The organism is Maricaulis sp. B-26 (assembly GCF_056857855.1).
Genome location: NZ_JBSXNX010000006.1, coordinates 1 through 24,968, shown reverse-complemented (window position 1 = coordinate 24,968; position 24,968 = coordinate 1). Strand labels below are relative to the sequence as shown.

18 protein-coding genes and 1 tRNA gene are annotated in these 24,968 nt (G+C 62.3%); all 19 read right to left on the bottom strand.

All coding sequences use genetic code 11. The annotated features are described in order from the left end of the window. A partial coding sequence (locus tag AC13HB_RS00330) for a GTP-binding protein (RefSeq protein WP_482947724.1) occupies positions 1-135 on the bottom strand: 135 nt, incomplete at its 3' end. 52 nt (positions 136-187) lie between these two features. After that, positions 188-2,263, bottom strand: a complete 2,076-nt coding sequence (gene fusA / locus AC13HB_RS00325; protein ID WP_482947722.1) for an elongation factor G — start codon at positions 2,261-2,263, stop codon at positions 188-190. Positions 2,264-2,301: 38 nt separating this feature from the next. Further along, positions 2,302-2,772, bottom strand: coding sequence for a 30S ribosomal protein S7 (rpsG, locus tag AC13HB_RS00320; protein WP_482947721.1), 471 nt, complete (start codon positions 2,770-2,772; stop codon positions 2,302-2,304). A gap of 11 nt (positions 2,773-2,783) precedes the next feature. Then, positions 2,784-3,155, bottom strand: a complete 372-nt coding sequence (rpsL, locus tag AC13HB_RS00315) for a 30S ribosomal protein S12 (RefSeq protein ID WP_011643738.1) — start codon at positions 3,153-3,155, stop codon at positions 2,784-2,786. A gap of 329 nt (positions 3,156-3,484) precedes the next feature. Continuing rightward, a complete protein-coding gene (gene rpoC / locus AC13HB_RS00310; protein ID WP_482947720.1) occupies positions 3,485-7,702 on the bottom strand; it encodes a DNA-directed RNA polymerase subunit beta' in 4,218 nt (1,405 codons plus the stop codon). Positions 7,703-7,766: 64 nt separating this feature from the next. Then, positions 7,767-11,840, bottom strand: a complete 4,074-nt coding sequence (rpoB, locus tag AC13HB_RS00305) for a DNA-directed RNA polymerase subunit beta (RefSeq protein ID WP_482947719.1) — start codon at positions 11,838-11,840, stop codon at positions 7,767-7,769. A 229-nt stretch (positions 11,841-12,069) separates the two neighbouring features. After that, complete coding sequence (rplL, locus tag AC13HB_RS00300) at positions 12,070-12,444, bottom strand: 50S ribosomal protein L7/L12 (RefSeq protein ID WP_482947718.1); 375 nt, start codon at positions 12,442-12,444, stop codon at positions 12,070-12,072. Positions 12,445-12,498: 54 nt separating this feature from the next. Continuing rightward, positions 12,499-13,014 (bottom strand): 50S ribosomal protein L10, encoded by a 516-nt coding sequence (gene rplJ, locus AC13HB_RS00295; RefSeq protein WP_482947717.1) that lies wholly within the window; start codon positions 13,012-13,014, stop codon positions 12,499-12,501. 311 nt (positions 13,015-13,325) lie between these two features. Next, on the bottom strand, positions 13,326-14,024 hold the full coding sequence (rplA, locus tag AC13HB_RS00290; RefSeq protein WP_482947715.1) for a 50S ribosomal protein L1: 699 nt from the start codon (positions 14,022-14,024) through the stop codon (positions 13,326-13,328). A gap of 4 nt (positions 14,025-14,028) precedes the next feature. Next, positions 14,029-14,457: a 50S ribosomal protein L11 gene (gene rplK / locus AC13HB_RS00285; RefSeq protein WP_482947714.1), complete on the bottom strand. Its 429-nt coding sequence runs from the start codon at positions 14,455-14,457 to the stop codon at positions 14,029-14,031. 98 nt (positions 14,458-14,555) lie between these two features. Continuing rightward, on the bottom strand, positions 14,556-15,089 hold the full coding sequence (gene nusG / locus AC13HB_RS00280) for a transcription termination/antitermination protein NusG (protein ID WP_482947713.1): 534 nt from the start codon (positions 15,087-15,089) through the stop codon (positions 14,556-14,558). Positions 15,090-15,101: 12 nt separating this feature from the next. Next, positions 15,102-15,365, bottom strand: a complete 264-nt coding sequence (gene secE, locus AC13HB_RS00275; protein WP_482947712.1) for a preprotein translocase subunit SecE — start codon at positions 15,363-15,365, stop codon at positions 15,102-15,104. Between the two features lie 80 nt (positions 15,366-15,445). Beyond that, positions 15,446-15,521, bottom strand: a tRNA-Trp gene (locus AC13HB_RS00270). A gap of 145 nt (positions 15,522-15,666) precedes the next feature. Continuing rightward, positions 15,667-16,491, bottom strand: coding sequence for a class I SAM-dependent methyltransferase (locus tag AC13HB_RS00265; protein WP_482947711.1), 825 nt, complete (start codon positions 16,489-16,491; stop codon positions 15,667-15,669). A 293-nt stretch (positions 16,492-16,784) separates the two neighbouring features. Beyond that, positions 16,785-19,661, bottom strand: a complete 2,877-nt coding sequence (locus AC13HB_RS00260; protein WP_482947710.1) for a TonB-dependent receptor domain-containing protein — start codon at positions 19,659-19,661, stop codon at positions 16,785-16,787. A gap of 286 nt (positions 19,662-19,947) precedes the next feature. Further along, positions 19,948-21,747, bottom strand: a complete 1,800-nt coding sequence (locus AC13HB_RS00255; protein WP_482947709.1) for a tetratricopeptide repeat protein — start codon at positions 21,745-21,747, stop codon at positions 19,948-19,950. Beyond that, positions 21,744-23,876, bottom strand: coding sequence for a tetratricopeptide repeat-containing sulfotransferase family protein (locus AC13HB_RS00250; RefSeq protein ID WP_482947708.1), 2,133 nt, complete (start codon positions 23,874-23,876; stop codon positions 21,744-21,746). Before AC13HB_RS00250 ends, AC13HB_RS00255 begins: the two co-directional genes overlap by 4 nt. Then, on the bottom strand, positions 23,876-24,643 hold the full coding sequence (locus AC13HB_RS00245; RefSeq protein ID WP_482947707.1) for a 2OG-Fe(II) oxygenase: 768 nt from the start codon (positions 24,641-24,643) through the stop codon (positions 23,876-23,878). The genes AC13HB_RS00250 and AC13HB_RS00245 overlap by 1 nt, the downstream gene beginning before the upstream one ends. Before the next feature lie 184 nt (positions 24,644-24,827). Next, the coding region (locus AC13HB_RS00240; RefSeq protein WP_482947723.1) for an EF-Tu C-terminal domain-related protein at positions 24,828-24,968 on the bottom strand (141 nt) is incomplete at its 5' end.

Here is a 24,968-nt window from a genome sequence, read left to right as displayed (position 1 = left end):
CTTCGCCTGACCACCGCTGGCCTCAGCCAGTACCATCGTGATCGCCGCCGTCAGCGTCGTCTTGCCGTGGTCAACGTGACCAATCGTGCCGATGTTCGCGTGCGGCTTGTTGCGCTCAAACTTTTCCTTCGCCATCGATCTCGCTCCGAAATCTCGTGTTCGTTTCTAACTCTCGAGAGGTCCAGCCTTAGGCGGACTTCGCAATGACTTCCTGTTCAACCGCTTTGGGCACAGCCTCATAGTGGTCGAACTGCATGGTGAACTGGGCCCGACCCTGGGTGGCCGAACGCAGGTTGTTGACGTAGCCGAACATGTTCGCCAGCGGCACCATCGCATTCACGACGGTGGCGTTGCCGCGCATTTCCTGGCCGGCAATCTGGCCACGACGGGAATTCAGGTCGCCGATGACGCCACCGGTGTACTCGTCCGGCGTCACGACCTCGACCTTCATGATCGGCTCCAGCAGGCGCGGGGCGCACTCGTGCTTGGCCTCGCGGAAGGCGGCACGGGCCGCGATCTCGAAGGCCAGGACGCTGGAGTCGACGTCGTGGTAGGCACCGTCGACCAGGGTCGCTTTCACGTCGATCACCGGGAAGCCGGCAATCAGGCCGTTATCCATGACCGACTTGAGGCCCTTCTCGACGCCCGGAATGTATTCCTTCGGCACCGAACCACCGACGATCTTCGACTCGAAGACGAAGCCCGAACCGGATTCGCCCGGCTCGAATTCGATCTTCACGCGGGCGAACTGACCGGAACCACCGGACTGCTTCTTGTGCGTGTAGTCGACAAGACCAGCCTGACCGAGGCTTTCGCGATAGGCCACCTGCGGCGCACCCACATTCGCTTCCACCTTGAATTCGCGCTTCATGCGATCGACGAGAATGTCGAGGTGAAGCTCGCCCATGCCGGCGATGATGGTCTGACCGGATTCCTCGTCCGACTTCGTCCGGAAGGACGGGTCTTCGGCCGCCAGACGCTGCAGGGCAACGCCGAGCTTTTCCTGGTCCGCCTTCGACTTCGGCTCGATGGCCAGCTCGATAACCGGATCCGGGAACTCCATGCGCTCCAGGATGACCGGGTTCATCGGGTCGCAGAGCGTGTCGCCCGTCGTCGTGTCCTTCAGGCCTGCAATCGCGACAATATCGCCGGCGAAGCATTCCTTGATGTCTTCACGGGAGTTGGAGTGCATCAGCAGCATACGGCCGATACGCTCTTTCTTTTCCTTCACCGTATTGAGCAGGCTGGAACCCGTCTCGAGGTGACCGGAATACATCCGCGCAAAGGTCAGCGAACCGACGAAGGGGTCGTTCATGACCTTGAAGGCCAGCAGAGAAGCCGGCTCGGCATCGTCAGCCTTGCGGACGGTCTCTTCTTCGGTCTTGACGTCGATGCCCTTGATCGCAGCAACCTCGACCGGGCTCGGCAGATAATCGACAACGGCATCGAGCAGCGGCTGGACACCCTTGTTCTTGAAGGCCGTGCCGCACAGGACCGGGTTGAAGGCGAGATCGATGCAGCCCTTGCGGATCAGCTGCTTCAGCTTCTCCTCGGACGGCTCTTCGCCCTCGAGATAGGCTTCCATTGCCTCCTCGTCCTGCTCGACTGCAGCCTCGACCAGCTTTTCGCGGTACTCGGCAGCCTTGTCGGCAAGTTCGTCGCGAATATCGCGCTCGTCCCAGGTCGCGCCCAGGTTCTCGCCGTGCCAGACAAGTTCCTTCATCTTGATCAGATCGACGCAGCCCTCGAATTCGTTCTCGGAGCCGATCGGCAGCTGCAGGCAGAGCGGGGTCGAACCGAGACGACTCTCGATCATGTCTACGCAGTTGTAGAAGTCCGCGCCCAGCTTATCCATCTTGTTGATGAACACCATGCGCGGGACCTTGTAACGGTCCGCCTGGCGCCAGACCGTCTCGGTCTGGGGCTCGACACCGGCATTGGCGTCCAGGCAGCAGACGGCACCGTCGAGCACACGCAGCGAACGCTCGACTTCAATCGTGAAGTCGACGTGGCCGGGCGTGTCGATGATGTTCAGACGCTTGCCGTTCCAGAAACAGGTCGTCGCAGCGGAGGTGATCGTGATTCCACGCTCCTGCTCCTGCTCCATCCAGTCCATGGTGGCGGCACCATCGTGCACTTCACCAATCTTGTGGGACTTGCCGGTGTAATAGAGGATCCGCTCGGTCGTCGTCGTCTTGCCGGCATCGATGTGAGCCATGATGCCGAAGTTGCGGTAGTCCTCGATTTTGTATTCGCGGGCCATTATCGGGGTCCTTGATACGGGGTCAGAGCCTGTTCGCTTTACCAGCGGTAATGCGAGAAGGCGCGGTTGGCTTCGGCCATGCGGTGCGTGTCTTCGCGCTTCTTGACGGCGGTACCGCGATTGGCGGACGCATCCATCAGCTCAGCCGCGAGACGCTCGCGCATGGTGTTCTCGTTACGGCCGCGTGCCGCACCGGTCAGCCAGCGGATAGCCAGCGCCTTCTTGCGTTCGGCACGGACCTCAACCGGCACCTGGTAGGTCGCACCACCGACACGGCGGGAACGGACCTCGACTTCCGGGGCCACATTGTCGAGCGCTTCGTGGAAGACGCGGATCGGCTCGCGCTTCAGCTTGTCCTCGACGATGTCGAGAGCGCCATAGACAATCCGCTCGGCGGCGGACTTCTTGCCGTCGAGCATGATGTAATTCATGAATTTCGTGAGATCGCGATCCCCGAACTTCGGGTCCGGGTGAATCTCGCGTTTCTCTGCGCGGTGACGACGCGACATGGACGTCTCCCTTACTTCGGACGCTTGGCGCCGTATTTCGAACGGCGTTGCTTCCGGTCCTTGACGCCCTGGGTATCCAGAACGCCGCGAAGAATGTGATAGCGGACACCCGGAAGGTCCTTCACGCGGCCACCGCGGATAAGGACAACAGAGTGTTCCTGAAGGTTGTGCCCCTCACCCGGAATATAGCTCACCACTTCATGCCCGTTGGTCAGACGCACTTTGGCGACTTTCCGGAGGGCCGAGTTCGGCTTCTTCGGGGTCGTGGTATAGACACGCGTGCAAACGCCACGGCGCTGCGGGCAAGCCTGAAGGGCCGGCACCTTGTTGCGCTTCGGCTTGTCTTTCCGCGGCTTGCGAATGAGCTGGTTGATTGTAGGCATCCCGCTCTAATCCGTTCCTGATCTCAATAACCACGCCCCTCAGCACGGTGAAGCGCTGATGGACGCAAAGAACGACGCCGACGTTCAAGCCGAAGCTCGGACGACGGTGTCTTGGGCTTTTTTCCGTTACCGTGGACGACGTCTAACCTCGTGGGTTACGGCCCGTCCTCAAAACGAGCGCGGAAACTACGCACGCGACTCGCGTCCGTCAAGCGCTTGTTCAGAGATTTTGTAGGCTGCACACGGTAAACACTGCAGACAATAAAAAGGCCGCCGGGTTACCGGCGGCCTTTTCCAAGCCATATCAGGCAGATCGGGCGTAAAATCGACTAGTTCGACCCCTCGTCCGCAGCCATTTCTTCGGCAGCTGCCTCGGCGATTTCCGCCGGCAGGCCCTCCGCCTCGACGGCCGTCTGGCGCTCGGCCAGCATTTCTGCGTCGAGATCGTCGGCAACCGCCTGGTACTGACGCATCATGGAGCCGGTACCGGCCGGGATGAGTCGGCCGACGATGACGTTCTCCTTGAGGCCCTCGAGCATGTCTTCCTTGCCCTGGACCGCCGCCTCGGTGAGGACGCGGGTGGTCTCCTGGAAGGACGCTGCCGAGATGAAGGATCGCGTCTGCAGCGATGCCTTCGTGATGCCCAGCAGGACCGGGTCGCCCGTCGCGGGGCGCTTGCCGTCCGCCTCGAGCTTCTCATTGGTCTCGATGAACTCGATCTTGTCGACCTGCTCGGCCGCCAGGAACCCGCTTTCACCCGGATCCTTGACCTCGACCTTCTGCAGCATCTGACGGACGATCACTTCGATGTGCTTGTCGTTGATCGGCACGCCCTGCAGTCGGTAGACCTCCTGGATCTCGTCGATCAGGTAGTTGGCCAGCGCCGGGACACCCAGGATTGACAGGATGTCGTGCGGTGCCGGGTGACCGTCGAGCAGGTATTCGCCCTTCTGGATGTAGTCGCCTTCCTGCACCGTGAGGTGTTTGCCCTTCGGCACCAGGTATTCGACCTTCTCCATGTTCTCGTCGTCCGGAACGATGGCGATGCGGCGCTTGTTCTTGTAGTCGCGGCCGAATTCCACCTTGCCGGTGATCTCGGCGATCACAGCGTGGTCCTTCGGACGGCGGGCTTCGAAGAGTTCGGCCACACGCGGCAGACCACCGGTGATGTCCCGGGTCTTGGCGCCTTCGGTCGGGATACGGGCGACAACGTCACCCGGACGAACCGTATCACCGTCATTGACGGAGAGAATGGCGCCCACGGCCAGCATGTAGCTGGCGGTGGAACCGGAAGCGAGCTTGATCGGCTCGCCCTTGTCGTCCTGGATGACGATGGTCGGCTGGATCGAGCTCGCCTTGGTGCTGCCGCGCCAGTCGATCACGACTTTCGAGGCGATACCCGTGGCTTCGTCGGTCTCTTCCTTCACGGACACGCCGTCGGTGATGTCGACGAACTTCACCGTACCGCCGGCTTCAGACACGATCGGAGCCGTATACGGGTCCCACTCGGCCAGACGCTGACCGCGCTCGGTGGTATCGCCTTCCTTCACGCGAAGCTTGGTGCCGTAGGCGAGCTTGTAGGTCTCGCGCTCCTTGCCTTCCTTGTCCACGATCGCGACCTGCATATTACGGCTCATCACGATCAGGTCGCCGTCGGCATTGGTCACCGTCGACGGATTGACGAAGGTCACCTTGCCCTCATGGGCAGCCTCGACGAAGGACTGCTCGGACACCTGGGCCGTACCGCCGATGTGGAAGGTCCGCATCGTCAGCTGCGTACCCGGCTCACCGATCGACTGGGCGGCGATGACGCCAACAGCTTCACCGATATTGACGCGCGTACCGCGTGCCAGATCTCGGCCGTAGCAGGTGGCACACACGCCGACCCGCGTTTCGCAGGTAAGCGGAGAACGGGCGAAGACGGTCTGGACGCCAGCCGTATCGATCGCGACCGCGAGATCCTCGTCGATATAGGAATCGGCCGGGCAGATCACCTCTCCGCTGGTCGGGTCCTTCACCTCGGCAGCGGTGGTCCGGCCGAGAATGCGCTGTTCCAGCGAGACGACGACATCGCCGCCGTCAACGACGGCACTGATCTCGAAGCCCTGCGAGGTACCGCAATCCTCTTCGGTGATGATGCAGTCCTGGGCGACATCCACCAGACGGCGGGTCAGGTAACCCGAGTTCGCCGTTTTCAGCGCGGTGTCGGCCAGACCCTTACGGGCACCGTGCGTCGAGTTGAAGTACTCGAGAACGGTCAGGCCTTCCTTGAAGTTCGAGATGATCGGCGTCTCGATGATCTCGCCGGACGGCTTGGCCATAAGGCCGCGCATACCTGCCAGCTGCTTCATCTGGTTCTTCGAACCACGGGCGCCGGAGTGGGCCATCATGTAGACCGAGTTCACCTCGGACGTCCGGCCGTCTTCGCCGACCGACGTCTTGGAAATCTCGTCCATCATGGCGTCGGCGACGTTGTCCGTACACTTGGCCCAGGCATCGACGACCTTGTTGTACTTCTCACCCTTGGTGATGAGGCCGTCCACATACTGCTGCTCGTAGTCCGACACCATGTCCCGGGTCGCACCGACCAGATCGGCCTTCGCATCCGGAATGAGCATGTCGTCCTTGCCGAAGGAAATACCGGCCTTGGCCGCTTCCTTGAAGCCGAGCCCCATGATCTGGTCACAGAAGATCACCGTCGCCTTCTGGCCGCAGTGACGATAGACCTGATCGATGAGACCGCCGATGGCCTTCTTGGTCAGAAGCTCGCCGATCAGCTCCGGCTGCATCTTGGGATGCTTGGGCAGCAGGTCGACGATCATCTTCCGGCCCGGCGTGGTCTCGATCACCTTCGTGATCGGATTGCCCTCTTCATCGATGCCTTCCCAGCGCGCCTTGATCTTGGCGTGCAGGGAGACGACACCGCTTTCGAGCGCGGCTTCCATTTCGGCACGGCTGCCGAAGGCCATGCCCTCGCCCGGCTCCTTGTCGTTGGCGACGGAGAGATAGTAGAGGCCAAGGACGATATCCTGCGACGGCACGATGATCGGCTTGCCGTTCGCCGGCGAGAGGATGTTGTTGGTCGACATCATCAGCGTGCGGGCTTCAAGCTGGGCTTCCAGCGAAAGCGGCACGTGAACGGCCATCTGGTCGCCGTCGAAGTCGGCGTTGAACGCCGCGCACACCAGCGGGTGCAGCTGGATGGCCTTGCCCTCGATCAGCTTGGGTTCGAAGGCCTGGATGCCGAGACGGTGCAGAGTCGGTGCACGGTTCAGAAGAACCGGGTGCTCGCGAATGACCTCGTCCAGAACGTCCCAGACTTCCGGACGCTCCTTCTCGACCAGCTTCTTCGACTGCTTGACCGTACCGGACAGGCCCTTGGCGTCGAGACGCGCATAGATGAAGGGCTTGAACAGCTCCAGCGCCATTTTCTTCGGCAGGCCGCACTCGTGCAGCTTGAGATCCGGGCCGACCACGATGACCGAACGGCCGGAATAGTCGACGCGCTTGCCGAGCAGGTTCTGGCGGAAACGGCCCTGCTTGCCCTTCAGCATGTCGGACAGCGACTTCAGCGGGCGCTTGTTGGCACCGGTGATGACGCGGCCGCGACGGCCATTGTCGAACAGGGCGTCGACGGATTCCTGCAGCATCCGCTTTTCGTTGCGGATGATGATGTCCGGCGCGCGCAGCTCGATGAGACGCTTGAGGCGGTTATTGCGGTTGATGACCCGGCGATAGAGATCGTTCAGGTCGGAGGTCGCGAAACGGCCGCCGTCCAGCGGAACGAGCGGGCGCAGTTCCGGCGGAATGACCGGGATGACCGTCATGATCATCCACTCCGGACGATTGCCGGAAGCGGTGAAATTCTCGATCAGCTTGAGACGCTTGGCGTACTTCTTCAGCTTCAGCTCGGAGCCCGTTTCCTTCATGTCCTCACGGATCTTCGCGGCCTCGGCCTCGAGATCCATGTTGATCAGGATTTCACGCACGGCCTCGGCGCCGATACCGGCGGTGAAGGCGTCCTCGCCGTACTCGTCCTGCGCTTCCATGTATTCCTCTTCGGAGAGGAGCTGGAAGGGCTGGAGCGGGGTCAGGCCCGGCTCGATGACGACATAGTTCTCGAAGTAGAGAACGCGCTCGACATCCTTCAGAGCCATGTCGAGAATCATGGCGATCCGCGACGGCAGCGACTTCAGGAACCAGATGTGGGCAACCGGGGCTGCGAGCTCGATGTGGCCCATGCGCTCGCGGCGCACGCGGGCGAGCGTCACTTCGACGCCGCACTTCTCGCAGACGATACCCTTGTACTTGATGCGCTTGTACTTGCCGCACAGGCACTCATAGTCCTTTACCGGACCGAAGATCCGGGCACAGAACAGGCCGTCACGCTCGGGCTTGAATGTGCGGTAGTTGATCGTTTCGGGCTTTTTCACCTCGCCGAAGGACCAGGAGAGAATTTTCTCCGGGCTGGCCAGCGCAATCCGGATCCGGTCGAAGGACGGGCCTTCCGCGGCCGGATTGAAGATGTTCATGACATCATGGTTCATGTGCCGTCTCCCAAAAGGGGTAAGCGAGGCAGGTCGGCCCTGCCCCGCGAAATAATCTGCAGCCTTAGCCGTTCTTCAGTTCGACGTTGAGGCCGAGCGAACGCATTTCCTTCACGAGAACGTTGAAGCTCTCGGGCACGCCGGCCTCGAAGGTGTCGTCGCCGCGGACAATGGCCTCGTAGACCTTGGTCCGGCCGGCCACGTCGTCCGACTTCACCGTCAGCATTTCCTGCAGCGAGTAGGCTGCGCCATAAGCTTCCAGTGCCCAGACCTCCATCTCGCCGAAGCGCTGACCGCCGAATTGCGCCTTACCGCCCAGCGGCTGCTGGGTGACGAGGCTGTACGGGCCGATCGAACGGGCGTGGATCTTGTCGTCCACCAGGTGGTGCAGCTTGAGCAGGTGCTTCACGCCGACCGTGACCTTGCGGCGGAAAGGCTCGCCGGTCTGGCCGTCATAAAGCGTGACCTGACCCGACGGGTCGAAGCCGGCCTTCTCGAGCATGGCGGACACGTCCGGCTCGCGGGCACCGTCGAAGACAGGAGTCGCGATCGGTACGCCGTTGGACAGGTTCCGGCCGAGCTCGGCGAGCTCAGCATCGGTGTCCGGCAGTTCGCCGTCCTCGTAGACATTGACGAGCGCCTTCTTCAGCGTCTCGACCTTGCCGTCGCGCTGATAGGCTTCGTACGCCTCGCCAATCTGGCGCCCCATGCCGCGGCAGGCCCAGCCGAGGTGCGTCTCGAGGATCTGACCGACATTCATCCGGCTCGGCACGCCGAGCGGGTTGAGAACGATGTCGACCGCCTCGCCATTCTCCAGGAACGGCATGTCCTCGATCGGATTGATCTTGGAGATGACACCCTTGTTGCCGTGACGGCCGGCCATCTTGTCGCCCGGCTGGAGCTTGCGCTTCACGGCCACGAAGACCTTGACCATCTTCATGACGCCCGGAGGCATCTCGTCGCCGCGTTGGAGCTTGTCGACCTTGTCCTCGAAACGACGGTCGAGACGGGCCTTGGAGTCGTCGTACTGCTTCTGCAACGCTTCGACCTCACCCATGGCCTTCTCGTCGTCGAGACCGATACGCCACCACTGGCTGCGGGGCGTGTCGTCGAGCAGCTCCTGCGACACCTTGCCCTTGGCAAAGCCGCGCGGTCCGGAAACCGCCGTCTTGCCGAGCAGAAGATCGCCCAGGCGCTGATAGATATTGCGCTCGAGGATGGCGAGCTCGTCGTCGCGGTCCTTGCCGAGACGCTCGATCTCCTCGCGCTCGATGGAGATCGCACGCTCGTCCTTGTCGACACCGTGACGGTTGAAGACGCGGACCTCGACGACCGTACCGGTGGCACCGGACGGCATGCGCAGCGAGGTGTCGCGCACGTCGGAAGCCTTTTCGCCGAAGATGGCGCGGAGGAGTTTCTCTTCCGGCGTCATCGGGCTTTCGCCCTTCGGCGTCACTTTGCCGACCAGGATGTCGCCCGGCCCGACTTCGGCGCCGACGGCAACGATGCCGGCTTCGTCGAGATTGCGCAGGGCTTCCTCACCGACATTCGGGATGTCGCGGGTGATCTCTTCCGGACCCAGCTTGGTGTCGCGGGCCGCGATCTCGAACTCCTCGAGGTGGATCGAGGTGAAGACGTCGTCGCGCACGATGCGCTCGGAGATCAGGATCGAGTCCTCGAAGTTGTAGCCGTTCCACGGCATGAAGGCGACGACCACATTGCGGCCGAGCGCCAGTTCGCCGAGATCCGTGGACGGGCCGTCGGCAATGATGTCGCCGGACTTCACCGAATCGCCAACGCGCACGATCGGGCGCTGGTTGATGCAGGTCGACTGGTTGGAACGCTGAAACTTCGAAAGGCGGTAGATATCGACGCCGGACTTGGCCGGGTCGAGGTCTTCCGTCGCGCGGATAACGATACGGGTCGCGTCGACCTGCTCGATCACGCCGGCGCGGCGGGCCGCGATGGCGGCACCGGAATCGCGCGCCACGACGCCTTCCATGCCGGTGCCCACGAGCGGGGCTTCCGCCTTTACGAGCGGCACGGCCTGGCGTTGCATGTTCGAGCCCATCAGGGCGCGGTTGGCGTCGTCGTTTTCCAGGAAGGGAATGAGCGCCGCGGCGACCGAAACCACCTGTTTCGGCGACACGTCGATATATTCCACGTCCTCACGCGGCACGAGCGTCACATCGCCGGCGATGCGGCAGTTGACGAACTCGTTGTCCAGCTCGCCGTTCTCGCTCACATGCGCGTTGGCCTGGGCGATCGCGTAACGGGATTCCTGCATCGCCGAGAGGTATTCGACCTCATCGGTCAGCTTGCCGTTGACGACCTTGCGATACGGGCTCTCGATGAAGCCGTACTTGTTCACGCGGGCATAGGTCGAGAGCGAGTTGATCAGGCCGATATTCGGGCCTTCCGGCGTCTCGATCGGGCAGATCCGGCCGTAGTGGGTCGGGTGCACGTCGCGGACTTCGAAGCCGGCACGCTCACGCGTCAGACCACCCGGGCCGAGTGCCGAGAGACGGCGCTTGTGGGTGACTTCCGAGAGCGGGTTCGTCTGGTCCATGAATTGCGACAGCTGCGAGGAGCCGAAGAATTCGCGCACGGCGGCGGCCGCCGGCTTGGCGTTGACCAGGTCGTGCGGCATTACGGTCTCGATATCGACCGAGCTCATGCGCTCCTTGATGGCGCGTTCCATGCGCAGCAGGCCGATGCGATACTGGTTTTCCATCAGCTCGCCGACCGAACGCACGCGGCGATTGCCGAGATTGTCGATGTCGTCGATTTCGCCACGGCCGTCGCGAAGATCGACCAGCGTCTTCAGGACCGCGAGGATGTCTTCCTTGCGCAGCGTGCGAACATCGTCCGGGCAATCCAGATCGAGGCGCATATTCATCTTCACGCGGCCAACCGCGGAGAGATCGTAGCGCTCAGGGTCGAAGAAGAGGCCCTGGAACATGGCTTCGGCCGTTTCCGGCGTCGGCGGCTCGCCCGGGCGCATGACGCGGTAGATATCCACCAGCGCCTGCTCGCGGCTGTCATTCTTGTCGGCTGCGAGGGTCGTACGGATGTAGGGACCGACACCGGTCGCCGGATCGATATCCAGCAGGTTGAGCACCTTCACGCCGGTTTCCTTGAGCGTCTCGAGGATTTCCTCGGTCAGCTCGTCGCCGGCCTCGGCGAAGATCTCGCCGGTTTCCATGTTGACCATGTCCTCGGCGAGGTAGCCGTTGAGCAGCTCCTCGTCGGAGACGAGCAGCGCGCTGAGGCCGTCCTCGGCGAACTTGTTCGCGGCACGTGCGGAAATCTTCTTGCCGGCCGGCGCGATCACGTCGCCCGTCTTGGCGTCGACAAGGTCGCGCGCCGGCTTCGCACCGCGCCAGCGTTCCTTGACGTAGGGAACCGTCCAGCCCTTCTTCGTGCTCTTGTATTCGACCGTGGTGTAGAAGGTCGACAGGATCTCTTCCTTGTCGAGGCCGAGCGCGTAGAGGAGCGTCGTCGCCGGCAGCTTGCGGCGGCGATCGAGACGCATGTGGACCACGTCCTTCGCGTCGAACTCGAAGTCGAGCCAGGAACCGCGATACGGAATGATGCGGGCTGCGAACAGGTATTTGCCCGAGGCATGGGTCTTGCCACGGTCATGATCGAAGAAGACGCCCGGCGAGCGGTGCATCTGGGATACGATCACACGCTCGGTGCCGTTGACGACGAAGGTGCCCTTGTCCGTCATGAGCGGGATATCGCCCATATAGACGTCCTGCTCCTTGATGTCCTTGACGGAGCGCGCGCCGGTCTCTTCGTCCACATCGAACACGATGAGACGCATTTTCACCTTGAGCGGCGCAGCGAAGGTCATGTCGCGCTGCTGGCATTCCTCGACGTCGAATTTCGGCGCCTCGAACTCGTAGGACACGAAATCCAGAACGGCACGTTCGGCGAAATCCTTGACCGGAAAGACCGACTTGAACACGGCCTGCATGCCGGTTTCGCCACGCTCGCTCGCGGGCACTTCCTTCATCAGGAAATGCTCGTAGGAGCTCTTCTGAACTTCGATGAGATTCGGCATCGCAACCGTTTCCGGAATACGACCGAAAGACTTGCGAATCCGCTTTTTGCCGGTGAACGACAGACCCATGTCGGCTCCCTTCGCAGACAGCACTGCGCATCTGATGCGGGGATCGCCCCCGCGGCGCCGTCCCGGATGGCCCGGATCCTGCAGCAAGCTGCGGGATAGCTCCGGCCCGGTTATGCGGCCCCGCCTGGAACGGCAGCGGAGGGACCGCGAAACGTCAAAGACGGGCTAACGGACGCGCAGGATTACCCCACGCGCCCGTAGCACCGTGTCGCATTACGCCGAAGCGTAATTATTTCAGTTCGACCGTAGCGCCAGCTTCTTCGAGCTTCGCCTTGATCTCTTCGGCTTCAGCCTTCGGAGCACCTTCCTTGACGGCCTTCGGCGCGCCTTCGACCAGCTCCTTGGCTTCTTTCAGGCCCAGGCCAGTGATGGCGCGGACTTCCTTGATGACGTTGATCTTCTTGTCACCGGCAGAAGCCAGGACAACGTCGAACTCGTCTTTCTCTTCAGCAGCAGCGCCGCCGGCGTCGCCGCCAGCCGGGCCGGCAACCGCGACAGCAGCCGCAGCCTTGATGCCTTTTTCCTCGAGAAGATCGTTCAGTTCCTTGGCTTCAAGGATCGTGAGGGACAGAAGTTCGTCGCAGAGTTTAGCTACATCAGCCATTTGTTCAATTCCTTGTCGGTATTCAGTGTGTCAGTTCGTAAGCGGAGAATGACGTCAGGCTTCGGCCTTTTCGCGGATAACCTCGATGGCACCGGCCAGACCCTGACCCGGCGCGCTGAGACGCTGGGCCACCTGAGACGCCTGCCCGAGGAGACGAGCAGAAATCGTGGCGAGAAGCTCTTCGCGGGTCGGCATCTTGGACAGCGTGTCGATGCCGGAGGCGTCGAACACGTCTTCTTCCATGAAGCCGCCGAGAATGACGAGCTTGTCGTTGGACTTGGCGTAATCGACCAGCACCTTCGGCGCCGCCACAAAGTCTTCCGAGTAAGCGATAGCCACCGGACCCGTGAACAGGTCGGCAGCGCCCTCACCCGGCTTGCCTTTGAGAGCGATCTTGGCGAGGCGGTTACGCACCACCTTGAACGTGCCGCCTTGCTCGCGGAGCTTGGCGCGCAGTTCCGTCATTTCCGCAACGGTCATACCCGTGTAGTGGGCCATGACCACGGATCCAGCGTTATCGAAGATGCCGTTGAGCTCTTCGACGGACGCTTCTTTTTGATTGCGATCCATATGCGGACTCCCTGTTTGAACCGCCCACCACGGACGGTTCGGTGAAAACGCCACGGACGCGTCTTCCCCCTTTCAGGGTCGGAGCGCGCGCCTTGGCGCGTTCCTGTCCCAGGGCTCGAACCGACAGACCTTTGCAACAAGGCCAAATCGATCTCGCTCTGTCTCACACAGGGCCCGGAGTGGATTAAGGCAAAGCCCGAAAGCTGTGCCCCCTGCGATCTCGGACAGGTGGGCCGGCCACCGCAAAACACGTGGCAGACGACCCGAACAGCCCGGCGGGATAATCCGCGCCGGGCTGAAACTCAAGTCTTTTAAGCCGAAGCGGCCTCGGCGACGTCGATTTTGACGCCCGGCCCCATCGTCGAGGACAGCGCGATGCGCTTGACGAAGGTGCCTTTGGCGCCCGACGGCTTGGCCTTGACGATCGCACCGATGAGAGCGCGAACGTTCTCGACCAGCTGGGCTTCGGTGAAGCTCGCCTTGCCGACGCCGGCATGGACGATACCGGCCTTCTCGACACGGAATTCGACCGCACCGCCCTTGGACGCGTTCACTGCCTTGGTGACGTCCATAGTCACAGTGCCGACCTTCGGGTTCGGCATCATGCCGCGCGGGCCGAGGATCTTACCGAGACGGCCGACGAGCGGCATCATGTCCGGGGTCGCGATGACCTTGTCGAAATTGATGTTGCCGCCCTGGATCTGCTCCATCAGGTCTTCGGCACCGACCACGTCGGCACCGGCCTTCGTGGCTTCCTCGGCCTTCGGACCTTTCGCGAACACCGCGACGCGGACCGAGCGGCCCGTGCCGTTCGGCAGTTCGCAGACGCCGCGGACCATCTGGTCGGCGTGGCGCGGGTCGACACCCAGATTGATGGCGAGCTCGATGGTTTCATCGAACTTGGCCGTGGCATTGGCTTTCACGTGCTTCACGGCGTCATCCACCGTGTAAAGCGCGTCGCGGTCAATGGTTTCGAGAGCAGCGCTCAGGCGCTTTCCGTTCTTCGCCATGATCTTACTCCGTCACCTGGAGACCCATGGAACGCGCGGAACCGGCGATGATCTTGGTCGCCTGGTCGAGGTCGTTCGCATTGAGGTCGGCAAACTTCGCTTCCGCGATTTCGCGGCACTGAGCCATGGAGACGGTACCGGCGGAAGCCTGGCCCGGCGTCTGGCTGCCCTTCTGGATCTTCGCGGCTTTCTTCAGATAGAAGCTTGCCGGCGGGGTCGCGATCTCGAAGGTGAAGGACTTGTCGTTGAAGACGGTGATGGTGGTCGGGATCGGCATCCCTTTTTCCATCTCCTGGGTCTTCGCGTTGAAGGCCTTGCAGAATTCCATGATGTTCACGCCGCGCTGACCCAGGGCCGGGCCGATCGGCGGGGACGGGTTTGCAGCGCCCGCGGGCACTTGCAGCTTGATATAGCCGTCAATTTTCTTGGCCATGTTCCCACTCCATTAAAAGAACGCGCCCATCGCGTTCCCGGGGTTTGCGGTACGGCCCGGCATGGACTTTTCGCCGGCACCTCCCGCAGTCACACGCGCTACTGGATCTTCTCCACCTGCGCGTATTCGAGTTCGACCGGGGTCGCCCGGCCGAAGATGTTGATCGCCACCTTCAGGCGGCCATTCTCGTCGTCCACTTCCTCGACAACGCCATTGAAGCTCTGGAAGTGACCATCGATGACATTGACCGTCTCGCCGACTTCGTAGCTGACGGTCGGACGCGGACGCTCCGCATCCTCTTCCATCTGGCCGAGGATACGCTTCACCTCGTTCTCGGAGACCGGGATGGGCTTTTTGCCCGACCCCAGGAAGCCGGTGACTTTCGGCGTGGAAGTGACGAGGTGATAGGCTTGGTCGGTCATGTCCATCTTCACGAGGACATAGCCCGGAAAATACTTGCGCTCGGCGTTGATCTTGCGGCCCTTGCGAACTTCGACGACATCCTCGGTCGGAACCAGGATTTCCTCGAACTTGTCCTCAAGCCCCTGGATCTGAGCTTCGGTCCGGATCGCGTCTGCGACCTTCTTCTCGAAGTTCGAATAGGCATGCACGATGTACCACTTGGCAGACATACAGCCCCCTCCTTAAGACGCGCCGAAAGACAACAGGAACTGGACGACCCAGCTGATAATCGAATCCACGCCCCAGAAGAACAGCATGGCAAGCGTCGCAAGGATCATGACCATGACCGTCGAAACGATGGTCTCGCTCCGCGACGTCCACGTCACCTTGCGCGCTTCCTGGCGAACCTGGCCCAGATACTGGAAGGGACCGACACGCTTTTTCTTGGGCGTGGCAGTGTCAGCCTTCGACTGAGCCGGCGTCTTGGTCTTCGCGTTTCGCGTCATTCCGTTCCATCTGGCCCGCTCGGGCCCTGCTTTCAAGCGGCCTGCCGGTCCGGCAGTGCCAAAAATTCGTCAGCGCGGCATGGCAGGGGCGGAGGGACTCGAACCCCCGACCCTCGGTTTTGGAGACCGATGCTCTACCAACTGAGCTACACCCCTAGACCGCGCACGCGGATTATCACGGCAACACTGTTACCGTCACATCCGAAGCGCAGCTCTCTACAACGCGCGAGCCCGGATGAAAACAGCTAAAACGCAGATTGTTGCCGGCGACTGCGTCAGGGCTCTCCACGAAGACCGCCGATCAGGCGGTTTTTCCCGCCGCACGAAGTGTCCAGCCGGCCGGCGGCGAGGCCGGATCCATCACCAGATCCGCAATGGTGACATCCTCGAGACCGGCCTGTTTCAACTGCTCCACGGCGTCCGCCATGGCCGATGCATCAAGCGCGGCGCCGACCATTGATTCCATGCGGACGCGGAAAGCCGCCAGGTCGACGGTCTGCCCCTCGATCCAGCGTTCGATGTCCGCCGTATTGTAATTCCGTCTCCGCTGGTCGAGCTGCCGCATATCCCCCAGCAAACGCTGGACATGATCGCGCGCCGATCCCGGAGCCGCTTCAAGCAGGACGGCAGCGACCGCGTCGGATGCGCTCGCCACGTCTTTCATGGGGCGTTCGAGCGCCTTCGGTGCCGCGGTCCCTGCCCCGACCTTCGCCGCCATTTTCATATAGCGCCGGAAGTGCCGCAGGAGGCCGTTTTCCTCCACGGCGGTGAGGACATCCAGATTGCCCTGGCATTCCCGCTGTATGGCACCGCCATGCTTGTGCACAACAGCGAGGAACAAGCCTTCCTCTGCTGTAACGCGACCCGCTTCGGCAAACGCGCCCTGCCCCGCATATTCAAGCCCGTACTGGCTCGCCACGATGTCGAAACCCCCATCCTTGTAGGGCAAGCGGGCTGCATCGCCCGCTGCGGCGAACACAGGTGGCTCGAGCTGTCGTGCAGCCAATTCCACGAGAGCCGGATGAGCATAGTCGCTGCAATGAATTTCGAGCTGGGCGCCGGCGTCGCGGGCACAGGCCATCGCAGTACGGGAGATCACCCCTGCCCCGCAAGCGACGTCCAGCATTCGGAGACGGCAACCTGGGACCAGAACCGGCCGGAAGGCCTCCTCCCAGTGGGATCGGAGAATGGCGGCCTGACGCTCACCGTGCACGGCGCGCGAATTCACGAGCCCGCTCTCGTCCCAGAAACTGGCCCACGCATGGGGCGCGGCTGGGATTTTCGATGCCTGGATCATCGCATTATTGTGACCAAACCCCACCGTAGCGGCAAGCTTTCTACACTGTCGTTTTCACTGAATTCACAAAGAAAAAGGGCGGGTCAAAGACCCGCCCTTTCCCATCTACGCTTGCGCGTGGATTAGAAGCGCATGGTGCCGCTCACGAAGAGACGACGGCCAAGCGTGTCATACGTCGCCGGCCAGGTGTTGGCCTGCTCCGAAGCGGTCGTACCGAGGATCGGCACTTCCACGTCGGTGACGTTCTGAACACCGATGGTGGTCGTGAACGTCTCGTTGACGTCGTAGGAGAAGGTCACGTCGAAGTAATTCTTCGCCTCGATGTCGTCCGAGAGATCGGACACGATGCCAGCCGTCGTGGCGTCGGCGTCAACCGCGCCGATGTGGCGCCAGCGGACAGACGTCGTGAACGGACCGGAGTACCAGCTCGTCTGCATGGAGTGCTTGTACTCAGGCGTCGGCTCGCCGCAGTCCAGACCGTAGACACCGGCACACTCGATGAGCGGCGACGTCGGGGTGTTCTGCGTGTCGGCAACCATCGTGTAACCACCGTAGTAGGTCACAGCGATGTCACCCGGCAGGCCGAGAACGTCAGCACCGAAGGAGTAATCGACGCGGAGGTCGACACCTTCCGACTCCAGCTCACCAATATTGATCGGCGAGAGGTTCGGGAAGAACGGGCTGGCGATTTCACCGGAGGTCGGATTACGAACGCCCGGAGCCGCAACAACATCACACGCGGTCTGAATGTTCGAGATGTAGCACTCGTTCAGCAGCGTCTGAAGCGGGACCGTGGTGATCGCGTCTTCGATGGAGATGTTGTAGTAGTCCAGCTGGATCGTCAGACCCTCGATCGCCGCCGGCTCGATGACCGCACCGATCGTGTAGGTGTCAGCAACTTCCTCGGAGAGGTTCGGGTTGCCGCCAAACAGGGCTTCGATCTGACCGTTCGACTGAACGCCGGCCGTACCGACCAGAGCCGCCGGGACACCGGCCGCGATGCAGTTGGCGTCGATCGTAGCAGCGCTGTACGAACCGAAACCACCGCCGGCGCACGGGTCCTGGGCACCCGGGAAGCCGTTGGTGAACGGAGCGAACAGGTTGCCGACGTTCGGCGCACGAACAGCGCGGTTGAAGTTGCCGCGGAAGCGAACCTGATCGTTCACCTGCCAGGACAGACCAACAGCGAAGGTCTCCGTGTTGCCGACTGTGTTGTACTCGGACGCACGGAAGGCCGCGTTCAGAGCGAGCGACTCGATCATTTCCTTGCCGGTGACAAGCGGAATTTCCGCTTCGGCGAAGAATTCGTAGACGTCAACCACACCGGAGATCGGCAGAGACTGGTTGAAGCCACGAACGTCCGGGCCCAGCACGGAGTCCGGAATGGAGCGAGCTTCAGCTTCGCGGTACTCGACACCAAGGACGAGGGCCGGAGCATATTCAGCCGACGGCAGCTGGAAGGCCGGCAGTTCGCCGGAAACCGTGGCAACCGTCTGGAACATCTGGACTTCGTCGATCTGAGCACCGGTACGACCGATGTACTCAGCCGCTTCAGCCGAGACCTGGCCGGGGCCAGCGAAGATGTTCAGGGCCGGAGCCGTACAACCGCTGGCGATGGCCGTCGGGCCACCGTCGCAGAGCAGGGCATCCTGGAACGCGGCGACAGAAATGTTGCCGGACTGGATCTGCGAGATCGACGAACGCGAGTAGTTCACGAACGCGTCGTAGGACCAGTTCTCGTTGATGTCACCGCGAGCACCGAAGACCAGCTGGAAGGCGTTCGTGTCACGCAGAGAGTTACGCGTGCCGAGTTCTTCCATCCGGCGGTTCAGACGGATCGTCGCCGTGCCGTCGCCATTATTGGACGTCGGGTCGTTGGCAATGATGGCCTGCAGATCAGCCGGGATCAGCGGGTTGTCGAGGTTGATGTCCATCGTCAGCGAACCCGTCGGCGTCGGAGCCAGCTGGGAGTCGACAACGTTGTTGGCGTAGACGCCACGGCCATACAGCTCAAGGTGCTCGTTAACTTCATACGTGGCGAAAGCCGAGAAGTTGTAGCGCTCTTGCGGCAGCTGCAGGTAGTTGGCCGGTGCGTAGTTGTAGAAGTCGGTGTTCAGATCGGTACCACCACCGAACGGGCCGAAACGCAGGCCGCGCAGGTTGGCAGACTCGTCGATCCACAGACCGAAGCAACCATTGTTCACGCAGTTCGGGTCGAACGCCTGAATGTCGCCCTGGGTCAGACCGAAGTTCGTGGAGCCACCGCCACGGAAGCGGGTGCCCGGAATGTTGGTCGAACCACCGAGGATGAAGCCGAGGTCGGCATTGCCCGTACCCGGATCCCAGAAGGTCAGCGACGAGAAGTCACGATCGCCCTGGAAGACGGCTTCACGGTTGGTGTAGCCCATCGACAGGACAGCGTTACCGCGGCCATTGTCGAAGTTGCCACCCATCGTGATGGACACGTTGGTGATGTCACCATCAAGGTCGCCGAGGGACGTCTCGTGCGAAGCGTTGACTTCAACGCCTTCGAAGTCGTCCTTCATGATGAAGTTCACAACACCGGCAACAGCGTCAGAACCGTAAACGGCCGAAGCACCACCGGTCACGATGTCGACGGACTCGACAAGCGCGGCGGGGATGTTGTTCAGGTCGACGATCTGGGCCGGACCCGAACCGACGAAACGCTGACCGTCAACGAGGACCAGCGTACGGGCGGTGCCGAGGCCGCGAAGGCTGACCGTGGCGGTACCGTTACCCGGGTTGTTGGACGTCGAGTCAAACGCCGGCACGACCTGCGGCAGCGTATTGATGAAGTCTTCGGTGTTGATGGTGTTCACAACAGCAAGCTGCTCGGCCGTCACGTTCGTGATCGGGCTCGGGGCAACGGTGTCGGTGCGCTGAATGCGCGAACCGGTAACGACAACGACGTCGTCATCCGCGTCCTGCGCCATCACCGGTGCCGTAGCTGCCAGGCCACCGATGAGGGTGCTCGCCATAAGGCAAGCCTTCAAAGAAGTCGGTCTCACTCTAAATCCCTCCGAGTAAGGTTTGACATGGGAAGGCTACCTTTCCGATTACGCGACAAAGGCAGTGCTCCCCCCGCTCAGCAGGGCACACGATTCCCCGCCTTATTTGCAAAGTACCCATGCAGAATGGGAGGGGTCAATGACACAACACTGTCATAACAGGGCTTTCCGAGCATTTCGGTCGCACTGTGGCGGAATTGCCGCATACCGATATGACGCGGACTCTGCGGCTATCGCCCCAACATCTTGTAACCGGTCAGCGCGTCTCAGCGGGCACGAGATCGAAAGGCGCGGTCACACGAACCTCGTCGCTTTCGAACGGCTCGACGCCGTGCCACATATAGGACGGGAAGAAGATCGCATGCCCCGGTTCCGGGCAGATATACCGCTCCGCGGGAAGCTCAAGACCGGCAACGCCGGACGCGCCCAGCCTGAGCCAGCCGGCTCGCTCCCCATCGCGAACGCTTTGCGGCACGCAGACATAATAGCTGGCGCTGATCCAGCCGGCCGGATGAATGTGATCGACGTGGCCGCCACCGGAACGCAGGCGCACCGACCAGGCGCCGGTCAATTCGAGATCGGCCGATTTTCGCCTCAGAAATGGGTGAACAGGGTCATCCGGAAGGCCCGCAACAAACTGACTGGCCGCCTTCAGCAGAGCGTCGCCAAGGGCACCGATGACGGGGTCGTCCGTGTCCCAGAGCCGCCCCGGCGATTGCGTCCCGCCAAACAAAGTTTGCTCAAGCGGCTGGGCTTCCGTTGCGTGAAGGCGTTCAAGGCGATCAGCGAGCTCCGCATTGAACGCGTCGAGGCTGTCGAATCCGGGCGGTGTCTCGATCCGGATCTTCGCCGTCATGCGGTCGTAATCGTAGAAGTAGCGATAGCGCACATCATCCATGGCTCGCCAGGCCAGGGATTTCAAAGCCACGTGTTTCTGGAGATGCGGCTTGGGAGGTTCGGACTGAAGCAGTGACAGTGCCTGCTCGAACCGCGACGTGGCAAGGCAGGCTTCGACCAGCTGGTGCCGGATTTCGAAATCGGAGCGCCCTGAGGCCTCGAAAGCCGCCTCGATATCCTCCAACGCCCCAGCCCGGTCTCCGGACAAGCCCCGCAATTCACCCCGCAGCGCACGCGCACGTGCGTGGCCGGCATCGAGGTTCACAGCCCTGTCGGCGGCAATCCGCCCGCGATCGACCTGCCCGGTCCTCATCCGGACTCGTGCCAGAACATAGGCGAGTTCAGGGTCGGGATGCGCCTCGAGCGCCTCTTCCAGATAAGCTGTCGCCCCGTCTCCCGCTCCACTCTCCCAGAGCAGACCGGCAAGGTCCTTGTGGATGTCCGCCCGCGTCGGTGCTGCCCGCATGGCAGCGAGATAGGCCTCGCGCGCGTCTTGCGGTCGATTCAGCGTTCGTAGCGTATGGCCGCGCTGAAACTGAGCTTCCGCAAAGCCGGGTTGCTGCCGGCACGCTTCGTCAAGGTCGGCTAGCGATGCCTCGGCTCGCCCCATACCACGAAGCAGTGCTCCACGATTGACCCGGACGAGATGCGCGGCAGGCTCCAGTCGAAGCGCCTGATCGAAAGCCTCGAGCGCCCCCGCTTCGTCATCGATTGCCAACCGGGCATTGCCAAGCGCGTTGTGTGCCATCACATGGCCTGGATGCCGGGCGATCAGGGCCTCAAGCACCTCGATCGCATCATTCGCCTGGCCGGCCCGGTCAAGCGCCAATCCGAGATTCAGGCGCGCATCGGCGAAGTCCGGCCGGACCTCGATCGCCGACCGGTAGGCGGCCGCGGCAGATTCGGCGTCTCCGCTGCGCAGACGAAGATTGCCAAGATTGTTCAGGACTGCGTGGCGCTGCGGATGATTTTTCGACGCCTCCATCAGGTCTGCTTCGCCTGCCTCGAACTGCCCCATGTTTCCACGGGCCATGCCCCGCAAATGCAATGCATCCGCCTGATGCGGATGACTGGCAAGAATGGTTGTCAGCAATTGTTCCGCTTCAGCCGGCTGGCCGGACTGCAACAGCGTCACCGCTCGCTGCAGGTCCGCCATCATGACGCGGACCTCCCCTGCCCTCGCCCGAACAGTCGGGAGATGAAGCCCTGACGGGCAGACGAGCCTGCCTCTTCCTTTGCCGCAGAACCGCTATCGCTGTCCGCAGTCGCACCAGCCGCATCCCGCCAGGCGCCGGTTTGAGGATCGACACCCAGCTCTGCCACGGCATCATCGAAACCTCGGAGAAAAGCCGAATAGGGTGTGGTCGAATCAAGATGATCCGGCGATGGCGGTTTGCGCACCTGAACAGCGCTGAACGTCATCACCGCACGATCCTGCTGGTAGAACTCAAGACAATTGCGGCTCCAGCTCATACCTGCCCGCGCGAGCACATGGCGCAAGGTCGGCTCGAATTCGCCGACGAGTGTTTCGTACTGGATCATCGTGAACCGGTCGGGCAGGCTCGTTTCCCAGTGCCGGCACAATTGCGAATGCTGGGCGTAATAATGCGCAATATCGCCCAGATCGTGCGCGAACGGCCACATCCGGGAGAAGTTGCGGCGGTAGATGGAGAACGCGGTCTCTATCGGCTTGCGGCGGATATGGATGATCGGCGCATCCGGGAAGAGGCGCCGGATCAGCCCCACCGCGAGGAAATTCGAGGGTTGTTTGTCCGTAACGTAACGCGCACCTTCGAGACCGAATTCCCGAAACTGACCAAGATAGCGGCGGCGCCAGTCTTCCAGTTTATGCTCGGGTATCTCCCCGCCCGACCAGCCCGTTTCCTGCGCCCAGCGCATGAACTCTTCGAAAATGAACGGGATGGCGCTGAGCTCACCGCCGGCAACCGCCTCCTCATGCGCCGAAATCGCGGCTTCGATGAGAGTCGTACCCGAACGCGGCATACCAACGATAAAGACCGGGACGGGCCCCGCTCCCTGCCCGGTATTCCCCCCGGCATTCTCGTGAGCAAACACGTCAGAAAGCCAAGCCGTGCGCCTTTCCTGCTCGCCCCGGTCGTAAGCGGAAGCTCGCGCGCCATTGTGCTGTAACTGCTTTGTCTCGTTGGCACGACGCCAAGCGTCGAACGCGTCCTCGCGCTGTTTGCGCCGGTGATGCGCATCGCCGAGGGCAAACAACCCGATTGCCAGGCGGTCAGCAGCCTGACCCTCTCGGGCCGTCTCCTCCGTCAGGCGGGCCAGTTCCGCGTCCGACAACGTCCCGCCCGAGACCTCGCATAGCTGCCCATAGGCTTCCAGATTGGCCGGGTCGACCGCCAGGGTTCTGCGGCACATCTCTTCGGCAGCCTCGGTTTGTCCAAGGAATGTGTACACCCGCGCCAGTCCGAATGTTGCCTCGGCACAGTCGGGATCGACGTCCAGCGCCCGTTCGAATGCGGCCTTCGCCTCCGGTATCTGGCGAGTCCCAAGGATCAGGCGCCCCAGGGCCGCCCAATGCTCGGCATTCGTCGGGTCGGAATCGACAACCGGTCGATATATCTCGGCGGCACGCCTGTAATAGCCCTCCTGTCCGAGTGCCATCGCCAGCGCGCTGCGCGCATCCGGATCGGCCGGCTCCAATTGGAGCCAGGCCTCCGCTGCGTTCCGCATCACCACCCAATCGCCGGTCTGGCGCGCCATCGCACTGCGTATCCGGAGCAAATCCGGCGTACCGCCCAGACCGCCCGCTTCGGCGACATCCAGCGCGGCTGCACAGCCGGTCATGTTGTCCAGCTCCAGTTCCGCTCCGGCGAGCCGCAGGGCGAGCTGCGGTCGGGCGGGATGCTCCGCATCCACGTCCAGAGCACGTCGAAATGCCCGCGCACATTGGGTGAAGTCGCCGTGCCGCCCGGCAAGGTCGCCATAGCGCCCCCAGATGTCGAACCGTTCTTCTTCGAGCTCGGAGGCCCGTCGCGCTGCGGCCAGGGCCGCGTCGGGTTTCCCCTCCAGTTCGAACAGGACCGAACGGTAGAGGTGAAGCGAGGGTAAATCGGGAGCGATGGCCGCAGCGCGATCGAGCCAGGCATGTCCGCCCGCCGCATCGCCGGTCTCCACAGCGCAGATACCATGCAATGCCATCGCTTCGGCCTCTTCCGGCCGGTCACGAAGAACGGCATCACAGAGCTCGCGCGCCCGACCGAAATCATTGGTCAGCCGGGCCTGCGCCGCTTCGGCAAGCCTCGGGTCCATCACGACGCCGCCTTGTAGGCCGGGTCGTCACGGAGCCAGCCGGTAATCTGGAAACGCCCGCCGCCTGCGAAGGGCGATACCGGGCTTACCGAGTGAATGCGGCGCCCGTCGAAAATCGACAATACGTTGAAGCGTGGCAGGAAGGCGCGCTCGATATCCTTGTTCTCATCAAGCAGCATCAGCAACCCGCCCCAGTCCGGCTCCCAGTTGCGGGTGAAGCCGAATGTGTAAGCCGCGCGGCGCTCCTGGTCATGGCCCTCGTCGACATGGCGGGTGAGGAAATGCCCGCGCGCATAATAGGTCGCCTGGGCGTCGGCCTTGGTTACCCCGTCGACGCCGATGACCTTGCCGCCGAATTCGAGGAAGTCCGGCGAATTCAGAAACTCCGTCAGCATGTGGATCGGATGGCCGGCATCCCAGCCGGACGTATAGGCCTCGATCATGGGATAGGAATTGTACAGATAGCCGTAATTCTGGCGCGCGCGTTCCATGACGGCGGCAAGCCGGCGCCCCATTTCCTCGCGCCCGAGAGCGGCAGCGTCCTGCGCCGTCAATTGCGTGACGCGCTCGCCGCCCGGCGCTGAAGGGTCGGCCTCGGGGAAAACCAGGCGCCACTGGATGTGCCGGGTGAGCATCTTCTCGACCTCATCCGCCACTTCGGGCTCGAGAATGTCCGGAATCTGCACCAGCTTGTCCCGGGCATAGATCTTGGCCCACGGCTCCGGGTCGAGCTTCGGATTCAGTGTCAGTTCGAGAGTTTCGGACATTGCGGGACACACGCTTTCGGCTGTTCTACGAGCCAAAGGAGTACCCACGCCCCCGCAGGCTGTCCAGATCGCCGCCTGCGGCCAATTGGACCGGTGCGCTCGGGTCTTGAGCATACTTTCGCGCACGAAAAAGGGGCGGCGTGCCCGGCACACCGCCCCTCTTCAGGTCGTATGAATCGATCAATTACTCGACGATTTTGGAGACGACGCCGGCGCCGACGGTGCGGCCGCCTTCACGGATAGCGAAGCGGAGCTTCTCTTCCATGGCGATCGGCGTGATCAGCTCGACATTCATTTCCACATTGTCGCCCGGCATCACCATTTC